This is a genomic window from Aciduliprofundum sp. MAR08-339 (assembly GCF_000327505.1).
Lineage (GTDB): Archaea > Thermoplasmatota > Thermoplasmata > Thermoplasmatales > Aciduliprofundaceae > Aciduliprofundum.
This window is the reverse complement of the sequence record NC_019942.1, coordinates 1,283,079-1,302,175: the sequence shown is the minus strand read 5'-3', so window position 1 is coordinate 1,302,175 and position 19,097 is coordinate 1,283,079. Positions and strand designations below refer to the sequence as shown.

General features: G+C 41.4%; 20 protein-coding genes and 2 tRNA genes. 9 read left to right on the top strand and 13 right to left on the bottom strand.

Annotation, left to right across the window (positions count from 1 at the left end; genetic code table 11):
• Positions 1 to 64: 64 nt before the first annotated feature.
• Positions 65 to 1,480, top strand: coding sequence for a hypothetical protein (locus tag ACIM339_RS06960; protein WP_015283904.1), 1,416 nt, complete (start codon positions 65 to 67; stop codon positions 1,478 to 1,480).
• Between the two features lie 247 nt (positions 1,481 to 1,727).
• Here the strand turns inward: ACIM339_RS06960 and ACIM339_RS06955 are convergent, their stop codons facing one another.
• Together ACIM339_RS06955 and ACIM339_RS06950 are read right to left on the bottom strand one after the other, a co-directional pair.
• Entirely contained in the window at positions 1,728 to 2,537 is an 810-nt protein-coding gene (locus ACIM339_RS06955) for a hypothetical protein (protein WP_015283903.1), read from the bottom strand.
• A 483-nt stretch (positions 2,538 to 3,020) separates the two neighbouring features.
• The gene (locus ACIM339_RS06950; protein ID WP_015283902.1) at positions 3,021 to 3,212 is read right to left on the bottom strand and encodes a CopG family transcriptional regulator; all 192 of its coding nucleotides are present in this window, start codon (positions 3,210 to 3,212) and stop codon (positions 3,021 to 3,023) included.
• 60 nt (positions 3,213 to 3,272) lie between these two features.
• Between ACIM339_RS06950 and ACIM339_RS06945 the strand changes: the two genes are divergently transcribed.
• Positions 3,273 to 4,400, top strand: a complete 1,128-nt coding sequence (locus tag ACIM339_RS06945) for a hypothetical protein (protein WP_015283901.1) — start codon at positions 3,273 to 3,275, stop codon at positions 4,398 to 4,400.
• Positions 4,401 to 4,438: 38 nt separating this feature from the next.
• Here the strand turns inward: ACIM339_RS06945 and ACIM339_RS06940 are convergent, their stop codons facing one another.
• From ACIM339_RS06940 to ACIM339_RS06905, 8 genes are all read right to left on the bottom strand, one after another.
• Positions 4,439 to 4,798: a hypothetical protein gene (locus ACIM339_RS06940; RefSeq protein ID WP_015283900.1), complete on the bottom strand. Its 360-nt coding sequence runs from the start codon at positions 4,796 to 4,798 to the stop codon at positions 4,439 to 4,441.
• The gene (locus tag ACIM339_RS06935) at positions 4,786 to 5,013 is read right to left on the bottom strand and encodes a hypothetical protein (RefSeq protein WP_162007696.1); all 228 of its coding nucleotides are present in this window, start codon (positions 5,011 to 5,013) and stop codon (positions 4,786 to 4,788) included. The genes ACIM339_RS06940 and ACIM339_RS06935 overlap by 13 nt, the downstream gene beginning before the upstream one ends.
• A 347-nt stretch (positions 5,014 to 5,360) precedes the next feature.
• Positions 5,361 to 5,446: transfer RNA gene (locus ACIM339_RS06930), tRNA-Ser, on the bottom strand.
• Positions 5,447 to 5,473: 27 nt separating this feature from the next.
• Positions 5,474 to 7,735 carry a DEAD/DEAH box helicase gene (locus ACIM339_RS06925; RefSeq protein ID WP_015283898.1) on the bottom strand — a complete coding sequence of 754 codons (2,262 nt, stop codon included), beginning with the start codon at positions 7,733 to 7,735 and terminating at the stop codon, positions 5,474 to 5,476.
• Between the two features lie 128 nt (positions 7,736 to 7,863).
• On the bottom strand, positions 7,864 to 9,129 hold the full coding sequence (locus ACIM339_RS06920; protein ID WP_015283897.1) for an ATP-binding protein: 1,266 nt from the start codon (positions 9,127 to 9,129) through the stop codon (positions 7,864 to 7,866).
• Positions 9,130 to 9,222: 93 nt separating this feature from the next.
• Positions 9,223 to 11,538: a right-handed parallel beta-helix repeat-containing protein gene (locus ACIM339_RS06915; RefSeq protein WP_015283896.1), complete on the bottom strand. Its 2,316-nt coding sequence runs from the start codon at positions 11,536 to 11,538 to the stop codon at positions 9,223 to 9,225.
• A gap of 84 nt (positions 11,539 to 11,622) precedes the next feature.
• Positions 11,623 to 12,786 carry an aromatic amino acid transport family protein gene (locus ACIM339_RS06910; RefSeq protein ID WP_015283895.1) on the bottom strand — a complete coding sequence of 388 codons (1,164 nt, stop codon included), beginning with the start codon at positions 12,784 to 12,786 and terminating at the stop codon, positions 11,623 to 11,625.
• 2 nt (positions 12,787 to 12,788) lie between these two features.
• Positions 12,789 to 13,037 carry an Lrp/AsnC ligand binding domain-containing protein gene (locus ACIM339_RS06905; protein WP_015283894.1) on the bottom strand — a complete coding sequence of 83 codons (249 nt, stop codon included), beginning with the start codon at positions 13,035 to 13,037 and terminating at the stop codon, positions 12,789 to 12,791.
• Between the two features lie 81 nt (positions 13,038 to 13,118).
• Here ACIM339_RS06905 and ACIM339_RS06900 point away from each other — a divergent pair, with 81 nt between their 5' ends.
• From ACIM339_RS06900 to ACIM339_RS06890, 3 genes are read left to right on the top strand one after another with little or no spacing between them, the layout of a single operon-like run.
• A complete protein-coding gene (locus ACIM339_RS06900; RefSeq protein WP_015283893.1) occupies positions 13,119 to 13,409 on the top strand; it encodes an MTH1187 family thiamine-binding protein in 291 nt (96 codons plus the stop codon).
• 30 nt (positions 13,410 to 13,439) lie between these two features.
• Positions 13,440 to 14,669 (top strand): 2,3-bisphosphoglycerate-independent phosphoglycerate mutase, encoded by a 1,230-nt coding sequence (locus ACIM339_RS06895; protein ID WP_015283892.1) that lies wholly within the window; start codon positions 13,440 to 13,442, stop codon positions 14,667 to 14,669.
• Positions 14,670 to 14,882, top strand: a complete 213-nt coding sequence (locus tag ACIM339_RS06890) for a hypothetical protein (protein ID WP_015283891.1) — start codon at positions 14,670 to 14,672, stop codon at positions 14,880 to 14,882. It begins immediately after the preceding gene.
• A 3-nt stretch (positions 14,883 to 14,885) separates the two neighbouring features.
• Here ACIM339_RS06890 and purD read toward each other — a convergent pair whose 3' ends face one another.
• Both purD and scpB read right to left on the bottom strand, forming a co-directional pair.
• A complete protein-coding gene (purD, locus tag ACIM339_RS06885; RefSeq protein ID WP_015283890.1) occupies positions 14,886 to 16,220 on the bottom strand; it encodes a phosphoribosylamine--glycine ligase in 1,335 nt (444 codons plus the stop codon).
• Positions 16,220 to 16,726, bottom strand: coding sequence for an SMC-Scp complex subunit ScpB (scpB, locus tag ACIM339_RS06880; RefSeq protein ID WP_048103869.1), 507 nt, complete (start codon positions 16,724 to 16,726; stop codon positions 16,220 to 16,222). Before scpB ends, purD begins: the two co-directional genes overlap by 1 nt.
• A 75-nt stretch (positions 16,727 to 16,801) precedes the next feature.
• On the opposite strand from scpB, the gene ACIM339_RS06875 reads away from it, so the two are divergent.
• The 3 genes from ACIM339_RS06875 (at position 16,802) to ACIM339_RS06865 (ending at position 18,040) form a co-directional block, all read left to right on the top strand.
• Positions 16,802 to 17,221, top strand: coding sequence for a THUMP domain-containing protein (locus ACIM339_RS06875; protein ID WP_015283888.1), 420 nt, complete (start codon positions 16,802 to 16,804; stop codon positions 17,219 to 17,221).
• A 75-nt stretch (positions 17,222 to 17,296) separates the two neighbouring features.
• The gene (locus ACIM339_RS06870) at positions 17,297 to 17,683 is read left to right on the top strand and encodes a hypothetical protein (protein ID WP_048103868.1); all 387 of its coding nucleotides are present in this window, start codon (positions 17,297 to 17,299) and stop codon (positions 17,681 to 17,683) included.
• A gap of 63 nt (positions 17,684 to 17,746) precedes the next feature.
• Complete coding sequence (locus ACIM339_RS06865; protein WP_015283886.1) at positions 17,747 to 18,040, top strand: YunC family protein; 294 nt, start codon at positions 17,747 to 17,749, stop codon at positions 18,038 to 18,040.
• A gap of 5 nt (positions 18,041 to 18,045) precedes the next feature.
• Here the strand turns inward: ACIM339_RS06865 and ACIM339_RS06860 are convergent.
• Positions 18,046 to 18,168: transfer RNA gene (locus ACIM339_RS06860), tRNA-Thr, on the bottom strand.
• A gap of 39 nt (positions 18,169 to 18,207) precedes the next feature.
• On the opposite strand from ACIM339_RS06860, the gene ACIM339_RS06855 reads away from it, so the two are divergent.
• Positions 18,208 to 19,089: a DMT family transporter gene (locus ACIM339_RS06855; protein ID WP_015283885.1), complete on the top strand. Its 882-nt coding sequence runs from the start codon at positions 18,208 to 18,210 to the stop codon at positions 19,087 to 19,089.
• Positions 19,090 to 19,097 lie beyond the last annotated feature (8 nt).

Here is a 19,097-nt window from a genome sequence, read left to right as displayed (position 1 = left end):
AAATGTTTGGGTAAATCTTTAGTTTGGAAAACATTTTATAGACTAAGTCAATTGTATATGGTAGATGCAAAGAAATAAAGAAAAAGTGATTTTGTTTTGGCCTACAAAATGCGTGGATCCACAAGTGGTTGAAAATCTGAAAAATAAGAATTGGAAACATAACTGGACTACGGAGTTAATTAGTTATAAACCACTTTCAATTTTCTTCATAATATTATTTGTTATAACATTAGTAGATATGTATTATACTCCAATCAATATTACTTTACAAGAATATCTACTTAGTGCAATTTTTCAAGGTACAGCAGCTATGTTCGGATTGGGCATTACGGGTTTAGTTGTAGGTATGCAGTTTTTAGATAAAAAATACAGCTATAAAAGCTGGAAATTTTTACCTAAAAGGAACTGGGATCTGGAGGGATATATACTGGCATATGTCATCGCATTAGGAATATCTTTAAATTCATTAGTCCTTCTTTATGGAATAAAAAACTGGATTGCTTATAAAATTGCCATATCACTTGAAATCTCACTAGTTATTACTTTGGGGCTTTATACTGGATCAAGGATTTATAATATATTAAAATCTTTAGATCCAGAATATTTCTTTAAGATTCTTAATAGTGAGATATCCGAGAGAAGGATGAAGAATCCAAAATACATAGAGGAAAACTATAAATGGATATACAGTGCATTTTATGAAACTATTAGCAAGGCCATTAATAATAGGGATGAGGTTGTTGCTGATGAGGGTATAAAAACTTTATATTATGTATTTTCTCAATATGTTACAAGCTTTCCCGAGGAACCCTCTGGAAATTCTGAGGTAAAGGAGAGAATATATGGGGAATTCCTATCTCAGATTGAGATATATGTTTATTTATCAAATAAAAACCGTCTCCATAAAGTGTTGTTATCTTTGATTGAGGTACTTTTAAAAATAGATTTTTCCCTGTTTTCATTAAACAAAAACAAATTTTCATCTGCGAGGGATTACACAACTTATAAATTTATTGGGGATATGTTCAAAGGTATATTCGGAGCTGATATAGGTAGAGATGAGCAAATATTCAATAATACCTACTTCTTTATTGACGCTTTAGACAATATTTCATCCTACATTATCACAATGATTAAGTGTATGTTAGATGGGAAATCAGATGAATCCTCAATAGATTGGATTGAAGCCCTATTAAATGTAATAAAAGATAACATCTCTGTTCAAACTCATCATACAACAGTTATCTACCTAGTAGAATATCTTCAGACTATTTTCCAACACCCAAAAATAATCAATCAAACTGTGGCCGAGAAATTAGTAATTGATATAAGTGATCTATTATCAGAATATATCAAATCTTCTAAAGATGAAGAAGATACCATAACAAGGTATACGATCCAAGAATTAAAAAATATGCTTTCAAAAGCAAATTTTCCTATAGATAAGATACCAAGGGATCTTCTTAATTTAATCGAATGAATATTACTGAAAATCTAAAAAATAACTCTTTATAGATGTCCACATATACTAAAACTTCAGAAAAAGAGTTATAATGATCTTTGATATTATTCGATCTCAACATAAGGCATCTGTTCTGCCTTGCTCATCTTACGTATGGGGTTCATAAGATAAACCTCTGAAGTGTGTGTTTGAGGAGTCTGGAAGTTGGTGCATTAAACTGTCTTGGCATCATCGTACCCCAGCCTTAAAATTGCCTTCTACTCTTTTATCCTTTTACACTACCTCCTTCCTTACTCGGCAAACTTATATTCGTACCCTTCTTCTGCTTCACCTGCTGTCTTAAAGCATCCCAGATTATGTACCTCTGTATTTGGTTCTTTGAAAGCATACTCGTCAGTGCATTTAAACGCTCTATTAGGTCTCTTATCGTCTCTTCTCTGTTCTTTAACGCAAACTTAAGAGCCTCGTTCTGTGCTATTAGCATTGCCATCTCGCTCCTCATCTCAAGCATCTTCTTCGCATCCTGCTTCGCTTCAAACAACGCAACTATGTACTTCTCAGCGAAATTAACAAATGCTTGGGGGTCACTTGCATATTCGCCCAGTTTGGTGTACCACTCATGGGGAGGAATATCTGCCATCTGTAGGATGATAAATAGTGTTCTAATACCCAGTTCTGATATTATTGTCACCAGCCATTCTTCTTTTTCTGCCAGTATGTTTATATGTCTTGCAAAGCTCTTGTCGTAGCTGCTCATTGTCGCAGTAATTTTGGCCTTGGATTTGAAAGATTCAGCTTTTTCTTTTTTATCCTCCTTTTTTTCGCTTGGAGTGTAGAATGCCACACCGTACATTTTTTTCATCAGCTCGGCTAGCCTGTCCACAATTTCTTCAACATCTTCCCTGTTCTCAAATTCCAGTTTCTCGTTTCTTCTATCCTCTCCATCCAGAGATATAAAGTAGAAGTACGCTGTATTTCCCTTGTATTTTACACTCTCTCTAAATATGTATCCCTGTCTCACTATCTCTTCCAGATTTCCGTACAAGGTCTCCATACTTGATTTTGTCTTTTGCATTTTGACCACCATTAATTCATACCCACACTGGCTTATAAATCTTTGTTCGGAAAAGTAGTACAAAACTATGTTTCTGTGATAATTTGTGTTATATTATATTACAGGACGCATTGTTATAACCTTACCATAAGGGTTCCATGTTGTTCCAATGAGTTCCAAAGAGTTCCATGTATATGAAAACAAGTAATAAACGTGATTTCCACTGAGTTCCATTGTTTTCCGATTGAGTAAACTCGAACAGTTAAGTAATTAACCCCCTTTTTAAACACTATATTATAAGATAATTTGCCCAAGAAGTTGCGTGATTTTTTTACAAGACTTACAGTAATATTTCGGAACCTATTCTTTTATGGAACCTGGATCATCTTAAAGCCCATGTTTCCATAATCTGCATACTCTTGAGATAGTACCTTATTCAAATTATCCTGATAATTAGCAGTGTTCCTTCTTTTTTGATCATGGCGTAAAATTCTTCATAGCTCTCTAAATTTGCCTCTTTAAATTACCCCCCAGTATCTTTGCCTCCATTCCAGATATAAGCCCATAATTTGCAAGCTCTTTTCTAATAGCCATCCTTATGAAATCACTGGCCTTTATCCCCAAGGCTGTAGCTGCCTGCTCAATAAGCTCGTAGTCCCTTTCGTCAATTCTTAAGGAAGTGATTCTACTAGACATTTTTTCTCACCCAAATTACTATATACTATCATCCATATATGTCTTTTGTAAAGTGGTCATATGCAGTCAAATAAGGTCATATTGGAAAAGGAAGAGCACATAATAATATACAAAATCGTACAACATTATGAGCTAATTAGTAGGCGATATCTTATCTCTTTAGCTCGCAAAATATTTTGGGAATTTTATGGAACTGGCACAGATGACAAACCCTCCCCAGATACGATAGCAAATCGTATTAGGGAGATCACGGGTTGCAAGAAGATAAGAAGTATAGACAAAATTGAAGGTTCAAAAGAGGAAGAAAAAGAGAGAAAAGATACAAGAGTTAAAAAACTGTTACCTGTATTGGTTCAAAACCCACAGGGATACTATTCACTATCACCTACTACCATAGTAAAGGTGAAGAATGAAAAACTTGCCAAATGGGTAGAGGATTATCTCAACGTAAAAATTAAGGATAACAATGTGGGAAATTTTATTCGATTCAATCATACTAAGAGATTGAAGGAGGAAATAATATCGCCTTGGATCAAACTGCTTGAGGACGATTTTAAGTGGTATGAAGAATATATGAATGAGTTCAAACGGGAAATAAAATCAAAACCTCTTTACGTTGACTTGAAAAATCATATTCCTGTAAAATGGAGAAATGCTTACAATCCTATAAGCATTGAAGAGAGAATAGAGAAAAATTTTACAGAATATAGAAAATTGCACAAATCACTCTTAAAAGAAATAGTCATGGGAGTTAAGAGGCTTGTAAGTAATGAAGAAATAGAGTTTTACATAGATGGTCTAAGTAGGGCTATTAAAGATCATCTGATAAGTGAAAGAGGAGAAATATCTGGATTTATTCAAGTTACACCAGTATACAGTAAAGGTGAGAGAAGATATCAAATAGAGTATTTTGTAGAGAGACCCGTATATGTTATAGGTTACTCAAAAATAGGAGATAATAAGAATGAAATTTTAAAGATTTTAAATCCTATCTTTAATAATTCCACCATAAATGACATTGTTGAAAAACATATGGGAAAGTTAAAATCTTTAAAAAAACAGATGTATGAAGGTAGAAAAAAACTGCTTGAAATTTTAAAAGAACTTGAACGTTATGAGATACTTCCTGGAGTGTGTAAATACATGATAGGTGGAGAATTGAATTACCCGGATTATATAACCAAGTGATGAGTTCCATTTTGCATTTTAAAAAAAGAGTGCAACAATTAGCAATATGCAAACATACCCATCAAGAGTTTTCCAACGAGCACTCCAGCAATTCCAATAATGATACCGAACTCTGATGAGAGCATCCAGTAAAACCAGCTCATAACCTCACTACGATACTCTTCAAATACATGCGATTTTAGTGGTTTACTGCTTATTTTTACAGATTGCACATAGTTCTTATTGATGACTCCAATTTTATAGTGGAATATATAGGAATCATCCTCCATATGGATATCTTTCAAAACAAGAAAATCCCTCTCTTCTCTCAATAGTGTCCCCTCTATTCTAAAATCTTCTTCCCCATTATTGACAACGATTATCACGGTTTTTCCCAGAAATTCATCTATTGCGCCCATCTTAGAGCCACCACCACCGCAAAGATTATTGCCGAAGCGAGCATGAATGCGAAATTTATAAGAAGAGCACGATTAAGCGTTTTGCGTTTTTTCTCCTCGAAACTTTCATCAGGTATATCGTTGAAGGGTGCTAGAATGATCGCCACATCGTTCAGGGGATAAAGATGCGGCTCACATTCATCCAGCAATATCCATTCATCATTAATCTCCTTCACAATGCCATCCCTCATGCCCCCACGGGTAAGGATTTCTGCGTGCATGCCATTAAAATGCTCCATGGTTATTCTCTACTCAACATGTGATAAATAAAAGTTTCTCCGAAGTATTCTTGCAAATATCTGCTCCATCTCCCCTAGATGTACATCTTTATATCCTTACATCCCTTGTATACTAATCTTACTAAAATTTAATCCGGGTTTAATTTTAGTAAGAAAAAATTAAAAGTGTTTGAATTCGCATATCTACAGAAAAATCTTAAAAATTATTGGATCTCATTTACTAAGTTAAAGGGGGAATTTATCTCTTATATCCCACCATAACTAAGGAGAATACAAAAAACAGGCGCCGGGGGGGAGATTCGAACTCCCGCCCCCAAGAAAGGGGACCAGCTCTCAAGGCTGGCGCCGTAGTCCACTTGGCTACCCCGGCCTGAAATGAGGAAAGATCTGGCATATTTTAAGTTTTCTCGTATTTTTTATTTACGATCTCGTAGATCTCCTCAGCCGTTTTTCTTCCTATGCCCTTGACCTTTATCAGATCTCCAACCTCTGCGTTTATCACATTTCTGACGCTTCCAAAATGCTCCAGGAGTCTCTGCGATAATTTTGCGGATACATTGGGTAGTGATTCTACAATGTACCTCTGCCTCTCCTCATCACTCATCGGTCTCTTTTCCTTTCTCACCGCTACTTCTCTCTTTTCCGAGTATTCTCTTTTTACCAGAGAATCTATGAATTTTGCTGTCTCTCTTGCATCCTTTGTGAATACTATGGGCACCTGATAATCGGCTATTATGGATGCAAGAGCCCCGTATATGGCGTTCTCATGGAACCCCCGAATGAATAAACTCTCTCCCTCAATTATTAAAATTGGGATCGGGTAGTTTCTCCTCATTTCCAAAATCTGGGAGAATAGGCGCCCATCTTTAAGCGACTCAAGAAAATCATCTACCCTCTTTCTCTCAACAATCATTCTATCAGAGATTAGGTAATCTCCTATTTCCAGTTGCCTAGGCACTATCCTGTATTTTTCTGAAAGATGTTTCACCACATCGCTTCTGAACTCACGGGTATCCACATAAAGCTCCGGTTTGTCCTCCTCAAAATCAAACAACCTCAGCTGGCCCTTTTTCTCCTTTCTTTCCTCGAATATTTCTCTCTTCCTGACATCTTTCATTTTTTCACTTAGCAGTGCTCTGAGCCATAAAAGTTCGTTTTTCATTTTCTTTTCCTTGTTTCTGGATGACCAGAGATAGGCCACATCCCTCGTACCTTTAATTGTGAGTATTATAACCTTTCCCAACCTCGTCCTTCCCGTCCTTCCACGACGCTGAATGCTCCTTATTTCAGAGGGTACTGGCTCGTAGAATATTACAAGATCCGTGGCAGGGATGTCCAGTCCCTCCTCGGCCACGCTTGTGGCCACGAGAACGTTGTATTCACCTCTTTTGAATCTCTCCACAATCTCAACCTGTTCCCTCTGTTTAAGCCCCCTATCCTCTCCCTTTGATGCCTGTCCCACAAATCGAATCGCTCTTACGTTGGGCACCTCATTCAGAGAATCGGCCACGATCTGTGCGGTCTCTCTGAAGTGGGTGAATACAATTATCCTGATCTCCGGATTTGCCGCAATCTCCTTTCTCACTATGGTTTTCAGAGCGTTTAGTTTCGGGTTATCCATTTTATCCATTCTTTCAGATATCCTGCGGGCCACCCTTATTATTTCTATAAACCGCTCGTCCCTAACAAGAGTTCTTGCTGCTTTGCTGCCACCCTTCGAGTTTCCCTCCTCAATTATTCTCATCAGGTAATTGTAGCATGACTCAAAACCCTGAGTTTCCAGATATTCGAGGGCATAATCTATTTTTATGGCCATTGTTATTAGCATGGCTGCCTGATAGAATTCGGTCTTTCCCTCTCTTATCTCCTGCTGGGCTATTTTTTGTGCTCTGAGAACATCGCTTCTGGTGGGTTTTCTCACTGTAACAAACAGTCCGAATTTTCTCAGTTCTGTTATTATTGAATTGTACAGTTCCTTCAATTTTGTGTAAAGTTCCTTTATTTCGGAGGGCATTGGTAGTTCCACCCACCTTATCTGAAATCCCTTGACGTATCTCTTAACATCCGGGTCCTCCTCCGTGCGTATTTCAACGTTTTCAACTCCCAGATTCTCTATAATCTCCATTATCTTTTCTTCATCTCCGCCGGGGGAGGCGGTTATACCGAGAATGAGATGGTCCGTCCTTGACTCTCTGTATTTCTTTGCAATGTAAACGTAGGCGTAGTTTCCCACAGCACGATGTGCCTCATCAAATATTATCAGGGAGAAATCCCTAAGATTTATATCCCCTGATATTACATCGTTCTGTATCACCTGTGGCGTTGCGATTATAATATCCGCGTCCTTTATCATGCCTCTTCTCTTCTTTTTTCCAACATCTCCGGTTAAAACTGCAAGATTCTCTATCTTAGTGAGGTTTTTTACAGTTCGAGCATGCTGCTCCACCAGTGGTTTTGTTGGAGCCAGAAAAAGGATCTTTCCTCCCTTTTTGTTTAGGACCTCAACCAACACAAGAATGGCAATGATCGTTTTTCCCAGACCTGTGGGGAGAACCACAAGGGTGTTTCCTTTAAGGGCACTTTCGGCTATTTTAACCTGATACTCTCTCTTTTCCACGGTGTTATCCCTGAGAAGAGGATGGGAAATGTACACGGGCATATATCAGAAGGAAAGATTTAAATTTAATGGATATTAAAAAAGGAAAAAGATGAAGTGGAGAGGAGAGAGATAAAATTTATCCATCTATGGAAATGACCTCTTACACCATAAAAATAGTTTTTTCTGCATCATCTATTTTCCAAGAGCCATCTCCACAGTGGTATTATTTTTATTTTTTTCTCACCTCTTTCCACGATATCGCTTGTGTCCCAGGTAAGCAACAATCCTTCCTTTATTTTCAGCTCTTCCATAGCCCTAAATATCTTCTTTATATGCATCTCATCGTACTCGTAAGTCACTTCTATGATCCTTTTTTTATTCTCAAAATTCAAAAGAAAATCAATCTCTTTCCCGCTGGAAGTCACATAATAAAATATGTTTTTGTTTTCAATGTATTTCCTCCGTAATTCCATAAAAACTGCCCATTCCATGAGCCTTCCAAAATCTTCAGATGTTCTGTGAGCAAATACTCTAACTATTCCGCTATCAATAGGATAAATTTTAGGTTTGCTTTGCTCAACCTCCCGGAGGGATCTGGAGTATTTTCTAACAGGGAAGATAATGTACGAATCTCTGGAATATTCCAGATAATTGTGCAGAGTATTCCTGCTTACCTTTATGCCTTCGCTTTCTATATAACTGGAAAGTTTTCTTATTGAAATCCTCTTGGAAAAGGAGGATATTGTTGCTTTAAGAAAAAGTTTTATTGCCCTGAGGTTTCTTATCCCGTATCTTTCTATCAAATCGCGGTACAGCATAACATCCACATATTCTCTCAAAATTTTATCTTCAAAATAATTTTTTGTCCAGAGTTCAGGAAAACCTCCCCATTTCAGATAATTCCTGAGGAGAGATTTTATCTTCGCCTCTTCATCCTCTGTGTAATACTTTGACATATTCAGACCATTTAAGCGAAGTATTTCCTGAAAGGAAAAGGGAAATATCTCGTACGATACTGTTCTCCCTCTCAATTGTGTGGCTATTTCCCTGCTGAGCAATCGTGAAGATGAACCTGTCAGAAAAACTCTGTGCTTTTCTCTCTCAACGATTCTTTTTACAGCCCTTTCCCAGCCCTCCACCTCCTGAATCTCATCAAAGAAGAAATGCAATTTTCCCTCTGGATATATTTCCTTCGCAACTTTAATCACCGTGCCAATGGTTTCAAGGGAAGGAGGATAAATCCTGTCATCATCAAATGGAAAAAATATTACATTTTTCCCTTCATCTCTTAACTTTCTGAAGTGGTGCAAAAGAAATGAAGTCTTTCCAGCCCTTCTCACACCCACTATCGTTATGGCTTTCCCCTCAACTTCATTTATCTTCAGCTCTCGCACCATGAGATTTTCATCCCTCTCCAGATATTCCTTTATTATTGAGCCAACGACATCCATCATGGATAAGTATATGATGCCATATTTAATAAAAGTTTCACTCTTAACTTAGCCACTATTTAAACACGAATAAAGAAATAAAAAATTTAGAAAAAATCAAGATCGTCTTCTCCTCAAAATCACGAGTGCCACGAGGAGAACCACCGTCACCGCGTACATCGCGGAGAACTCTGGCACCGCGCCGCTTGGCGTTGCCTGCACCTCGTTGCTTTTATCACTCTCGCCCACGGAGTTCACGGCGGTGACATAGTAGATGTATGTCTGCCCCGGCGTCACATTGGTGTCGTTGTACCACAGCCGAGACGCAGGAACAGTGGCAATCAATGTTCCGTTGCGATATATTCTGTATTCCGTTATTGCACTTCCACCATTATCCGCAGGCGCGCTCCAGGTGAGATTCACATATCCATCTCCCGCTTTTGCTTGAAGGTTCTGCGGAGGCAGAGGAACCATTATAACGGTGCGGTTCTTGAGCGGATAGTAATCCTTCGCTCCCGCAGAGCCATCTATTCTGTAGGGCCAGTCCACTATGCCGTCGTGATTCTCATCATTAGTATCGTTATTCTCCGCCCAGTCGAGCCAGTAGTTGCCATATTTTGATGTGTCCCAGTAATTGCTACTTCCATCATCACAGGCCTGAATGTGCGAGTAGTTGTATGTGGAATTTGAGCCGTTGTTGTATGCGAAGGTGTTGCTGTATATCCTGTTGTTTGACCCAGAATCAATGTAAACTCCATAACCGTAGTTGCTCCTTATGCCGTTGTTTGTGATCGTGATGCTGCTGGAAGAATCCAGGTAGATGCCATTCCCATTCTTGTAGATGATATTGTTGGTGAGCACATTGTTGCTGGAATCCACCAGGTAGATGCCATCATCATTGTTGTAAATTGTGTTGCTGGCGAGCGTGTTGCTGATGGAAGAATACAGGTAGATGCCATCATCATTGTTGTAAATTGTGTTGCTGGCGAGCGTGTTGCTGATGGAATCCCACAGGCGGATGCCATCCTCAGAGTTGTTGTAAATTGTGTTGCTGGTGATCGTGTTGCTCCAGGTGATCGTGATGCTGTTGGAAGAATCCAGGTAGATGCCATTCCAATTCTTGTAGATGATATTGTTGGTGAGCACATTTTTGCTGGAATCTTCTAGGTAGATGCCATCCGCGGGATTGTTGTAAATTGTGTTGCTGGTGATCGTGTTGCTGCTGGAACAACACAGGAAGATGCTATCACTATTGTTGTAAATTGTGTTGTTGGCGAGCGTGTTGCTGCTGGAATACCATAGGTAGATGCCATCCGCGGGATTGTTGTAAATTGTGTTGTTGGCGAGCGTGTTGCTGCTGGAATCCGGCAGGTAGATGCCAGCCCCGGAATTGTTGTAAATGGTGTTACTGGTGACCGTGTTGCTGCTGGAATAACACAGGTAGATACCATCCCGTGAATTGTTGTAGATGGTGTTGTTTGTGATCGTGATGCTGCTGGAAGGACCCAGGTAGATGCCATTCCCATTCTTGTAGATGATATTGTTGGTGAGCACATTGTTGCTGGATGATTCTAGGTCGATGCCATCCTGTGAATTGTTGTAAATGGTGTTGCTGGCGATGGTTATGTTTGAGGAATAGCCAACTTCTATGCCCACGCTTGCTTTGCTTATCTTAAGATTTTCAACTCTGAGCCATGAGACATTGCCCAAAATCACCTGCCCGGCATTCAACGGCACGGTTGCGTTGTGCATGTTCGCATTTTTGTAGTAGTACACTGGCTTGCCGTTCACCGTGTTGTTGGTCGGTATATCCTGCGTGGTGAATGTACTCTTATCTCCATCCAGAAATATTCCATTATTTGTCAGTTTGTTTCCATACAACCTGTTGCTGCCGGAATACCACATGTAGATGCCATCCTGTGAATTGTTGTAAATGGTGTTGCTGGTGATCGTGTTGTTGCTAGAATCCTCCAGGTAGATGCCACCCCCATTATTGTAAATGGTGTTGTTCTCAATTGTTCCATTCTTCACATTGTAAAGCGTGATTCCATCGCCTTCAAAGTAAGGCCAGGAGCTAGACGAAGCATTGTGCAGTTGGCAATCTCTCACCACGAAGTACTTGGTCGTGTTCCCGATGTAAATTGCATCTCCCGCGCCGTGTGCGTCAATGTCCCAGCCGGAAATGATGTAAGGATCCTCCTTCGTCCCGCTTCCTCCAATCACGCCATTTGCCGCGGTGAAATCATAATCGCCGTTTATCCTTATGGGCGCATGAGAAGTGTATGTGAATCCCTTAATGGTGACCTTCTCGCCATATCCTGTAAATTGTGTCCCTTTGTTTTGTTGCATTGAAAAACCTGTCATAAGTCCGCTGAAAATCATCAAAAGGGCCAATGTGACCACTATCCCTCCGATCTTTTTCTCACCACTCATATAAAGCCACCAATAAAGTTAAACAAATAGAAATTTATAAATTTTTTTATTAATTAAATGAATGATTTAAAATTTCCCCGTGTTTTATATCCTTCTTTTTTTGATGTACGCTGCCAGTAGTATAAGCAGGGGCAGTATTATGAAAGACATCATATCTCCAGTATCTCCCGCAAATGCAAGCACGTCTGCGAAATTTCTTATGCCTGCCAGATAAATCAGAAGCGGGGGTATGGTGGTTATTGCCCATGCCAGAGGTGTTTTAATCTTCAGAAATTCCTTTGTATTGCTCTGATTTGCCAGACCTATCCCGATATAACTTGTTGTTATGGCCAGAAGCGGTATAATGTTTCCCAGTAATCCTCCAGCGTACCCGTATATCTGTGAGAGACCCTGGGTTGCTATCTGAGGAGTGCTCTTTCCGAAAACCAGGAGGAACACGGCCATAAACACGCCGTAAATCAGGGTTGGTATTAAAAACGCCAGTATCACGACTTTTCTGCTTTTTTCATAGCTTCCAAGTCCCCTGTACACATCTGGAATAACTGTATGGCATCCAAGAGAGAATATGGCCACTCCGGTGATAGTGAAAAGACCACCTAGATTTGTGTATATGCCATTTTTCAGATTTGCATGGGGTATGAGTATGATGACCACGCCAATAAAAAGTATGAGCATTATGTAACTCATTATCAATTCAGTTTTTCCGCTTGCCTCCAAACCCTTGTATATCACGAAGGATGCAAAGAGCCAGAATATCAAACCTCCGATGGTATCGTTGATGTTGAATAGACTGGATATCACATTGCCCATACCTGCCACATAAGCCAGTAGGGCCCCAAAACTCATTATGAAAATGCTTATGTACATCACCCATCCACCGGCACGCCCCAGAATCCTATTTGCAATGGTGCTCATCTGTGCTCCGTTCATATCTACACTGAATTTCAGAATTATGAGCCCTGTGAACAGAAGCAAAAACATGACTGCCAGGAGCACCACACTGGCCATGACGAGTCCGACCTGAGCAGCCGCATAGGGCAGTCCAAGTACGCCCGCACCGATTTGAGTTCCTATCAGGATTGCCAACCCCTCTCCGGGAGTTATGCGCTCCTTTCTTACCCTTATGGTTGAGGTTCTCAGGGTCACTATTTTCCTCTTTTTTCTAAGTATCTGCATCAAATTCCTCTTTCTCTTTCTACGGCGACGTTTCAGCAGGATTCTCGTGGTGTTTGGGTCTGACGGGCTCATATTTAATCCTCTTCATCAGATTCTATAACAATTGCAGTTGTTGTATCTATCACGCCCTCTATCTTGTAGATCTTTGATACGATATCTCTAGTCAATTTTTTCAGGTTCTTTGCCTCAACGCGGAGTATCGCATCGTAGGGACCCGTCACGCCGTTTGCCTCCTTTACCTCAGGTATTTTTTTCTTTATCTCCTTTAGCACCTTCCCTATCTTGTCCACCTCGAGGGTCAATAGAATATAAGCCTCTATCATATTCATCACCGCCGGGATATGGACGATTATGGATTTAATCCTTATGAGTAAACTTAAATTTAATGTTTCAATTTTGGAACTATGATCATCGCAGAATTGACCATAACTCCTCTGGGTGTTGGTACCAGTGTGTCGAGGTATGTGAGGGCTGCCTTTGAGGCAATAAAGAATACTGGCCTGAATATACAGTTAACACCCATGAGCACTGTTGTTGAGGCGAGTACCCTGGACGAGATTTTTGAGGCAGTCAAAAGGGGAGAGGAAGCCATGATCAATGAGGGTGCTCTTCGGATTGTCATAGATATCAAAATCGATCACCGCCTGGACAAGGATGCAACGATGGAGAGCAAGAAGAGAGCGGTGCTGGGATAGATTTAATTACCTTGCCGCAATTCAAGTTATATGGAAAGGAGAAAAGCCCTTCTCATAATTCTCGATGGTCTCGGAGATCGAGCCATAAAGGAACTGGGATACAAAACTCCCTTGCAATTTGCAGAAACACCTCATCTTGACAAGATTGCGAGGATGAGTGTTGTTGGGCTTATGGATCCCATTGCCCCCGGTATAAGGGCTGGAAGCGACACATCGCATCTGAACCTCCTGGGCTACGATCCATACGAGGTTTACACCGGTCGCGGTCCATTTGAGGCCGCAGGTCTGGATATGGATGTGGAGCCAGGAGATGTTGCATTTCGCTGCAACTTCGCAACGGTGGATGATGAACTTGTTGTGAGGGATAGGCGTGCTGGAAGGATAAAGGAGGGAACGCATGAACTTGCAGAGGCCCTGAACGGTATGAAAATTGAGGATGTTGAATTCTTTGTCAAGGAGGGAGTGGAGCATCGTGCCGCTCTTATTATGCGCGGTCCTAGATTGAATCCTAATATTGGAGATGTGGATCCCCATGAGGTTGGGAGAAAAATCCATAGGGCAAATGCACTTGTTCCAGAGGCAGAAAAAACTGCCAGGTTACTAAATGAATTCGTTATGCGTGCCCATGAAATTTTGAAGGAGCATCCAGTTAATAAGGAGAGGGAGAGAATGGGGTTGAAACCTGCAAATATCCTTTTGCCTCGGGGGGCAGGTATGGCTCCACACCTTGAAAATTTCCACGAAAAATGGGGGATGCGGGGTGCCTGCGTCGTTGGCACGCCATTGATCCGTGGCATATGTAAGATTGCCGGAATGGACCCCATAGATTCTCCAAAATTCACGGGATCATACGACACAGATATGGAGGGAAAGATAAGATATGCCATTGAGGCTTTGGAGAAAAGAAATTACGATTTTGTGCTCGTTAACATAAAGGCACCGGACATAGCGGGGCACGATATGGAGCCGAGAAAGAAGGTTGAGGTGATAGAGCGCATTGATGGGGCCATGGAATATCTGCTCAATATACTTCCAGAGGACATTGTGGTTGCGGTAACGGCGGATCACAGCACACCTTGCAGTGTGGGAGATCACAGCGGAGATCCTGTGCCCATAATGCTATACGCTCCAGATTCAAGGGCTGAAGGCACAGCATTCAACGAGGTTGATTGTGCAAGAGGCTCTCTGCGCATAAAGGGCTCTGACCTTATGAAAATAATACTTAACCTAACAAACAGGGCTGAGAAGTTCGGAGCGTGAATGAAGGTGCAGATGAATAGCAGGATGGTTAAAGGTGTTCGCCCTTGGAAGGCTGTTTACTGGATAGGCGTTGTTATTATGGGATTCGGGTTTATGCTTATGCTCTACAAATCTCCACTAAAATGGTGGCTGGGGTACGTTATAGCAGGGATGGCTCTTGTGCTCCTTTCTCTGATTCAGATTGACAGGAGGATAAAATCTGCAGCACAATGAGAATCAATACCCGCGAAGTTCTCTCATTTTCTCTATTTTTCTCTCTATCATTTCCCTCTTTGCAATGTCGTGCCTTGCGTAAATCCTGCCTGTTATGTGCTTGAGTGCTCCCTCGGCTATGTGCTCAGCCTCATGCAGATCCTTTCCAATACCTACGACTGCCAGAGAGCGAGAGGTTGTTGTGTAAATTCTTCCAGATTTCTCATCCACGGAGGCATAATAGAGCAATGCTCCCTCCTTTTCTATCCTATCCTCATTTACTTTGATCTCGGAACCCTTGATCACATTTGAGGTACCGTATCCTTCTGGCACCACATACTTCACAACTGTGGCCTTGTTTTTAAACTCTATTTTTTCATTCAATTTCCCCTCTATGATGTTCCAGGATATATCCACCAGATTACTCTCAAGAATGGATAGAACGTTCATTGCCTCAGGGTCCCCGAAGCGGCAGTTTATCTCTATGACTTTTGGCCCCTCAGCCGTCAGCATAAATTGACCGTAGAGTATGCCTTTATATTCACGTCCCTCTCTCCGCATCGCCGCTATGATGTCCTCAAGAATCTTCATGGCTCGAGCGTAGTCCTTATCGTCCATGAATGGGAGCAGATGATCTTCCATACTGTAAGAGCCCATGCCGCCTGTGTTTGGTCCCCTATCTCCCTCATAGGCTCGCTTGAAATCCTGCACGAGGGGCATGCCTCTTATGTTGCGTCCATCAGTGAATACCTGCAGGGTGAATTCTTCACCCACAAGTTTTTCCTCTATTATCACCTTCTTTTCCCCACCTATGCCCTCTTCAAGCACTCTTTTTGCGTATTCAATGCCCTCTTCCTTCGTTTGGAAATGATCGCCCATCACCCAGACTCCCTTTCCGCCCGTCACGCCAACCGGCTTCACGACGAATTCCTTGTGATAATCTTTCAAGAATTCTTCAACCCTCTTTGGATCGGTGAATACAAAGTAATCTACAATGCCGTCAATTCTGTGCTTTTTCATAAGCTCTCGCATGAATTCCTTGGAACCCTCTATTATCGCAGCATCCTTCCTTGGACCAACGACGGGTATGCCATGGGATTCCAGCATATCCGCCATGCCCCTTATTAACGGCTCCTCCGGTCCTATGAAGGCAAAATCAACCTTCCTGAACTTTACCCAGTCAAGGTTCTCAACAAAGGATAGGCTGTTGTGATCTCCTATCACATAATCCTTTGCAATCCTCGCAATTCCCGGATTTTTGTGTTTCATCACCGCGTATATCTTTGCTCCTCCCCTTGTGAGCGCTCTGGCTATGGCATGCTCCCTCCCTCCAGAGCCAATTAGAAGGACCTTACTCATTACTCTCGCCCCCCCATCTTCTCCTCGAAGAATTTCTTTATGTCCTGAGGCTTGGAAGCATCGATTCCAAAGTACTCGTTGAAGCGTTTTGTGGTGCGAAGAACAATGGTCCTGCCAGTTCTCTTTCCATACACGAATCCCCTCTTCTTCAGCTCATCAATGTGGGCATACACCTTTGTGCCAATTATCTCTCGGAGTTTGCTCTGTGTTATGGGCTGGTAGTAGGCGATGATCGCCAGCGTTTTGAGAACGTCATCGCGCATCTCTTTTTTTCCCATGGCGTAGCCGTACTCCACATACTCGCTTCTCAACTGCATAACGTACTTATTTCCGATTCTGGCTATCTCAATGGCTCCATCTCTATCTTCGTATTCTTTCCTCAACTTTTTCATAGCCTTGCTAATTTCCACGCTGCTCAAACTGGTAACCTTTGCTATCTCACCGACTCTAAGAGGCCTGTCGGAAGAAAAAAGGATGGCTTCAACGATCTTCATGGTTTCATCCATATTTGTGTATAATCGGGCAGATTAAAATACTTTGCGCAGGAAAAATAAATTAGGAGCGTTGCAATTATATCCTCTATGAATTGTTACGCCATAAAGGCCCAGATTCCGAAGAACGCAAATTCGTATTTCAATTACCTCAAGAGCACGCTGCTCAGAAGATGTGAGGAGATGAATGAGGAATGCGTTATTGAAATTATTGATGGACGCATAATTCTCTTTACCTCAGCCCCCCCGAATATTTTGCTCAAGGGAGTTAAGGGAATAAAGGCACATTATCCTGTAAGGATCTTTGAGGATTTTGATACCCTGATCCATGAAATTGCTGTGAGATTGAACAATTGTGGCAGTTTTGCAATTCGCTCAAATAGAAAGGTTGTGGAGCAGGAAATTGGGGCAAGAATTGTGGATTTAAAGAAAATAAGGGTAGATCTTGATGCTCCAGAATGCGAGATACTGGTGGAGAAGCGTGGAAAGTTCTATCTTCTATTTCTCTAAATTTTGATGCTTCTCTGAAAAAACTTCGGAGAATTCTATTAATATGGGCAGGATAATGGGTTTCTGGTGAGTATGATGGAGGATGAAATTGATGTGAAAAAACTTCCCGGATACAGGGAGGTCATACCCGAGGGATACAAGCGTGTTATATACCTGAGCTGGGAGGAATGGGAACCGTGTTTCTGGATGCGTCCAGATGGCTGCTCTCTCCACCTTACTCAGGAGGATGCTAAGAAATTTGTGGATGATTTTGCAGATAGATGGCTTTATCCGGTTGGAAAACCCGTGCCGGTATATGTGAGCCCGGATCTTTACGAAAAAATTATTGAGAGAGAAAGAAGTTTCGGGCTCTACATAGTGAGAAATAGGGAAAGAGAGTTGGTCAAGGAGGGAAAGCTGATATACACAGAGGAGAGAAGCGGGTGGGTGTTTCGTGATATAGGCGGCATGAAAGATAAATGAATATTTCCCCAATTTTTATTGCTCAGGGAAAGTTTTATCTTCATTTACCACACTATCCCGGATATGGTCGATGTTGAGATCTCAAGGATAAGCGTTGCAGGTAAGGAATTCCTTGGAGTTAAGGTGGATCTGCAGAATGCTCCGCTCCTTTTGCTCAAGGGAGAAAAGGGCTTTGCCATGTGCGGATATCTAAATCCCCAAACGGCAGAAAAACTGGGAGATGTGGCCGTCATGGTTTCTGGGGTAAAAAATTTTGATGACATGCTCAATGCTCCCATAAAATGGGTATCATCCAAGGCCAAGGATTTGAGCATAAAAACTGGAGCTATTCTAAAGGATGAGTTGAAGAATCTTTGACTGAGAGCCACCGGGGGGATTCGAACCCCCGACCTGCTGATATTTCGAAGCCCATACGGTTTGGGGTAAAGCCCTTTTCCAAAGGGCTTATACGAATCAGCCGCTCTGCCGGGCTAAGCTACGGTGGCTTTCAAAGATGAATTAGATTTGCTTATAAATCCTTTTCGATGGGAAAGGTGAAATATGGGTTTGCAAATACTCAATTATTGAGATGGGAACTTGTAGAGCTGCACATTGCCGTTTTCCTGTTCGGGTTTGCAGGTTTATTCGGAAAGATGATCTCTTTGCCGGCAATGCTCATTGTCCTTGGTAGAGTTCTCTTTGCCTCCGTGTTTCTCCTCCTACTTCTTCTGTACAGGGGAGAGAGTTTGAGAATTGAGGGCGATGCTAAAATTTTTCTACCGGTTCTTGGTATACTTCTCGCACTGCACTGGAGTGCATTCTTTTACTCAATTCAGATTTCCACAGTGGCTATAGGTCTCTTGACCTATTCCACATTTCCAATCTTCACAGCAATAATTGAGCCTATGGTGTTCAGGGAGAGAATCCGTGCAGAGAAGGTAATTCTTTCATTTATTGCATTTTCAGGGGTTGCCCTGATCATCCCATCGTTCAATCTATCCAACCAGTATACTCAGGGAGCTCTCTGGGGCCTTTTATCTGGATTTGCTTTCTCCCTCCTCACAACAGTGAACAGGAAGTATGTGAAAGAGCATTCCAGTTTGAAACTTGCATTTTATCAGGATTCCTTTGCATCCATTTTCCTTCTTCCATTCATTTTCATTTCTCCCTTTAAATTATCCACCCTTGATTTCCTTTATCTCGCTGTGCTCGGTGTGATTTTTACAGGACTGGCTCACACGCTGTTCATTCATTCCCTTGGGGCGGTAAGGGCAAACACTGCGAGTATAATAGCCACACTTGAATCGCTCTACGGAATAATCCTTGCATTCATCGTCCTGGGCGAGGTTCCAACAGCCCGTACAATATTTGGAGGGGCCATCATTCTGGGTGTTTGCCTATACGTATCCAGATTTGGCAAGATTTAAGTAATGCA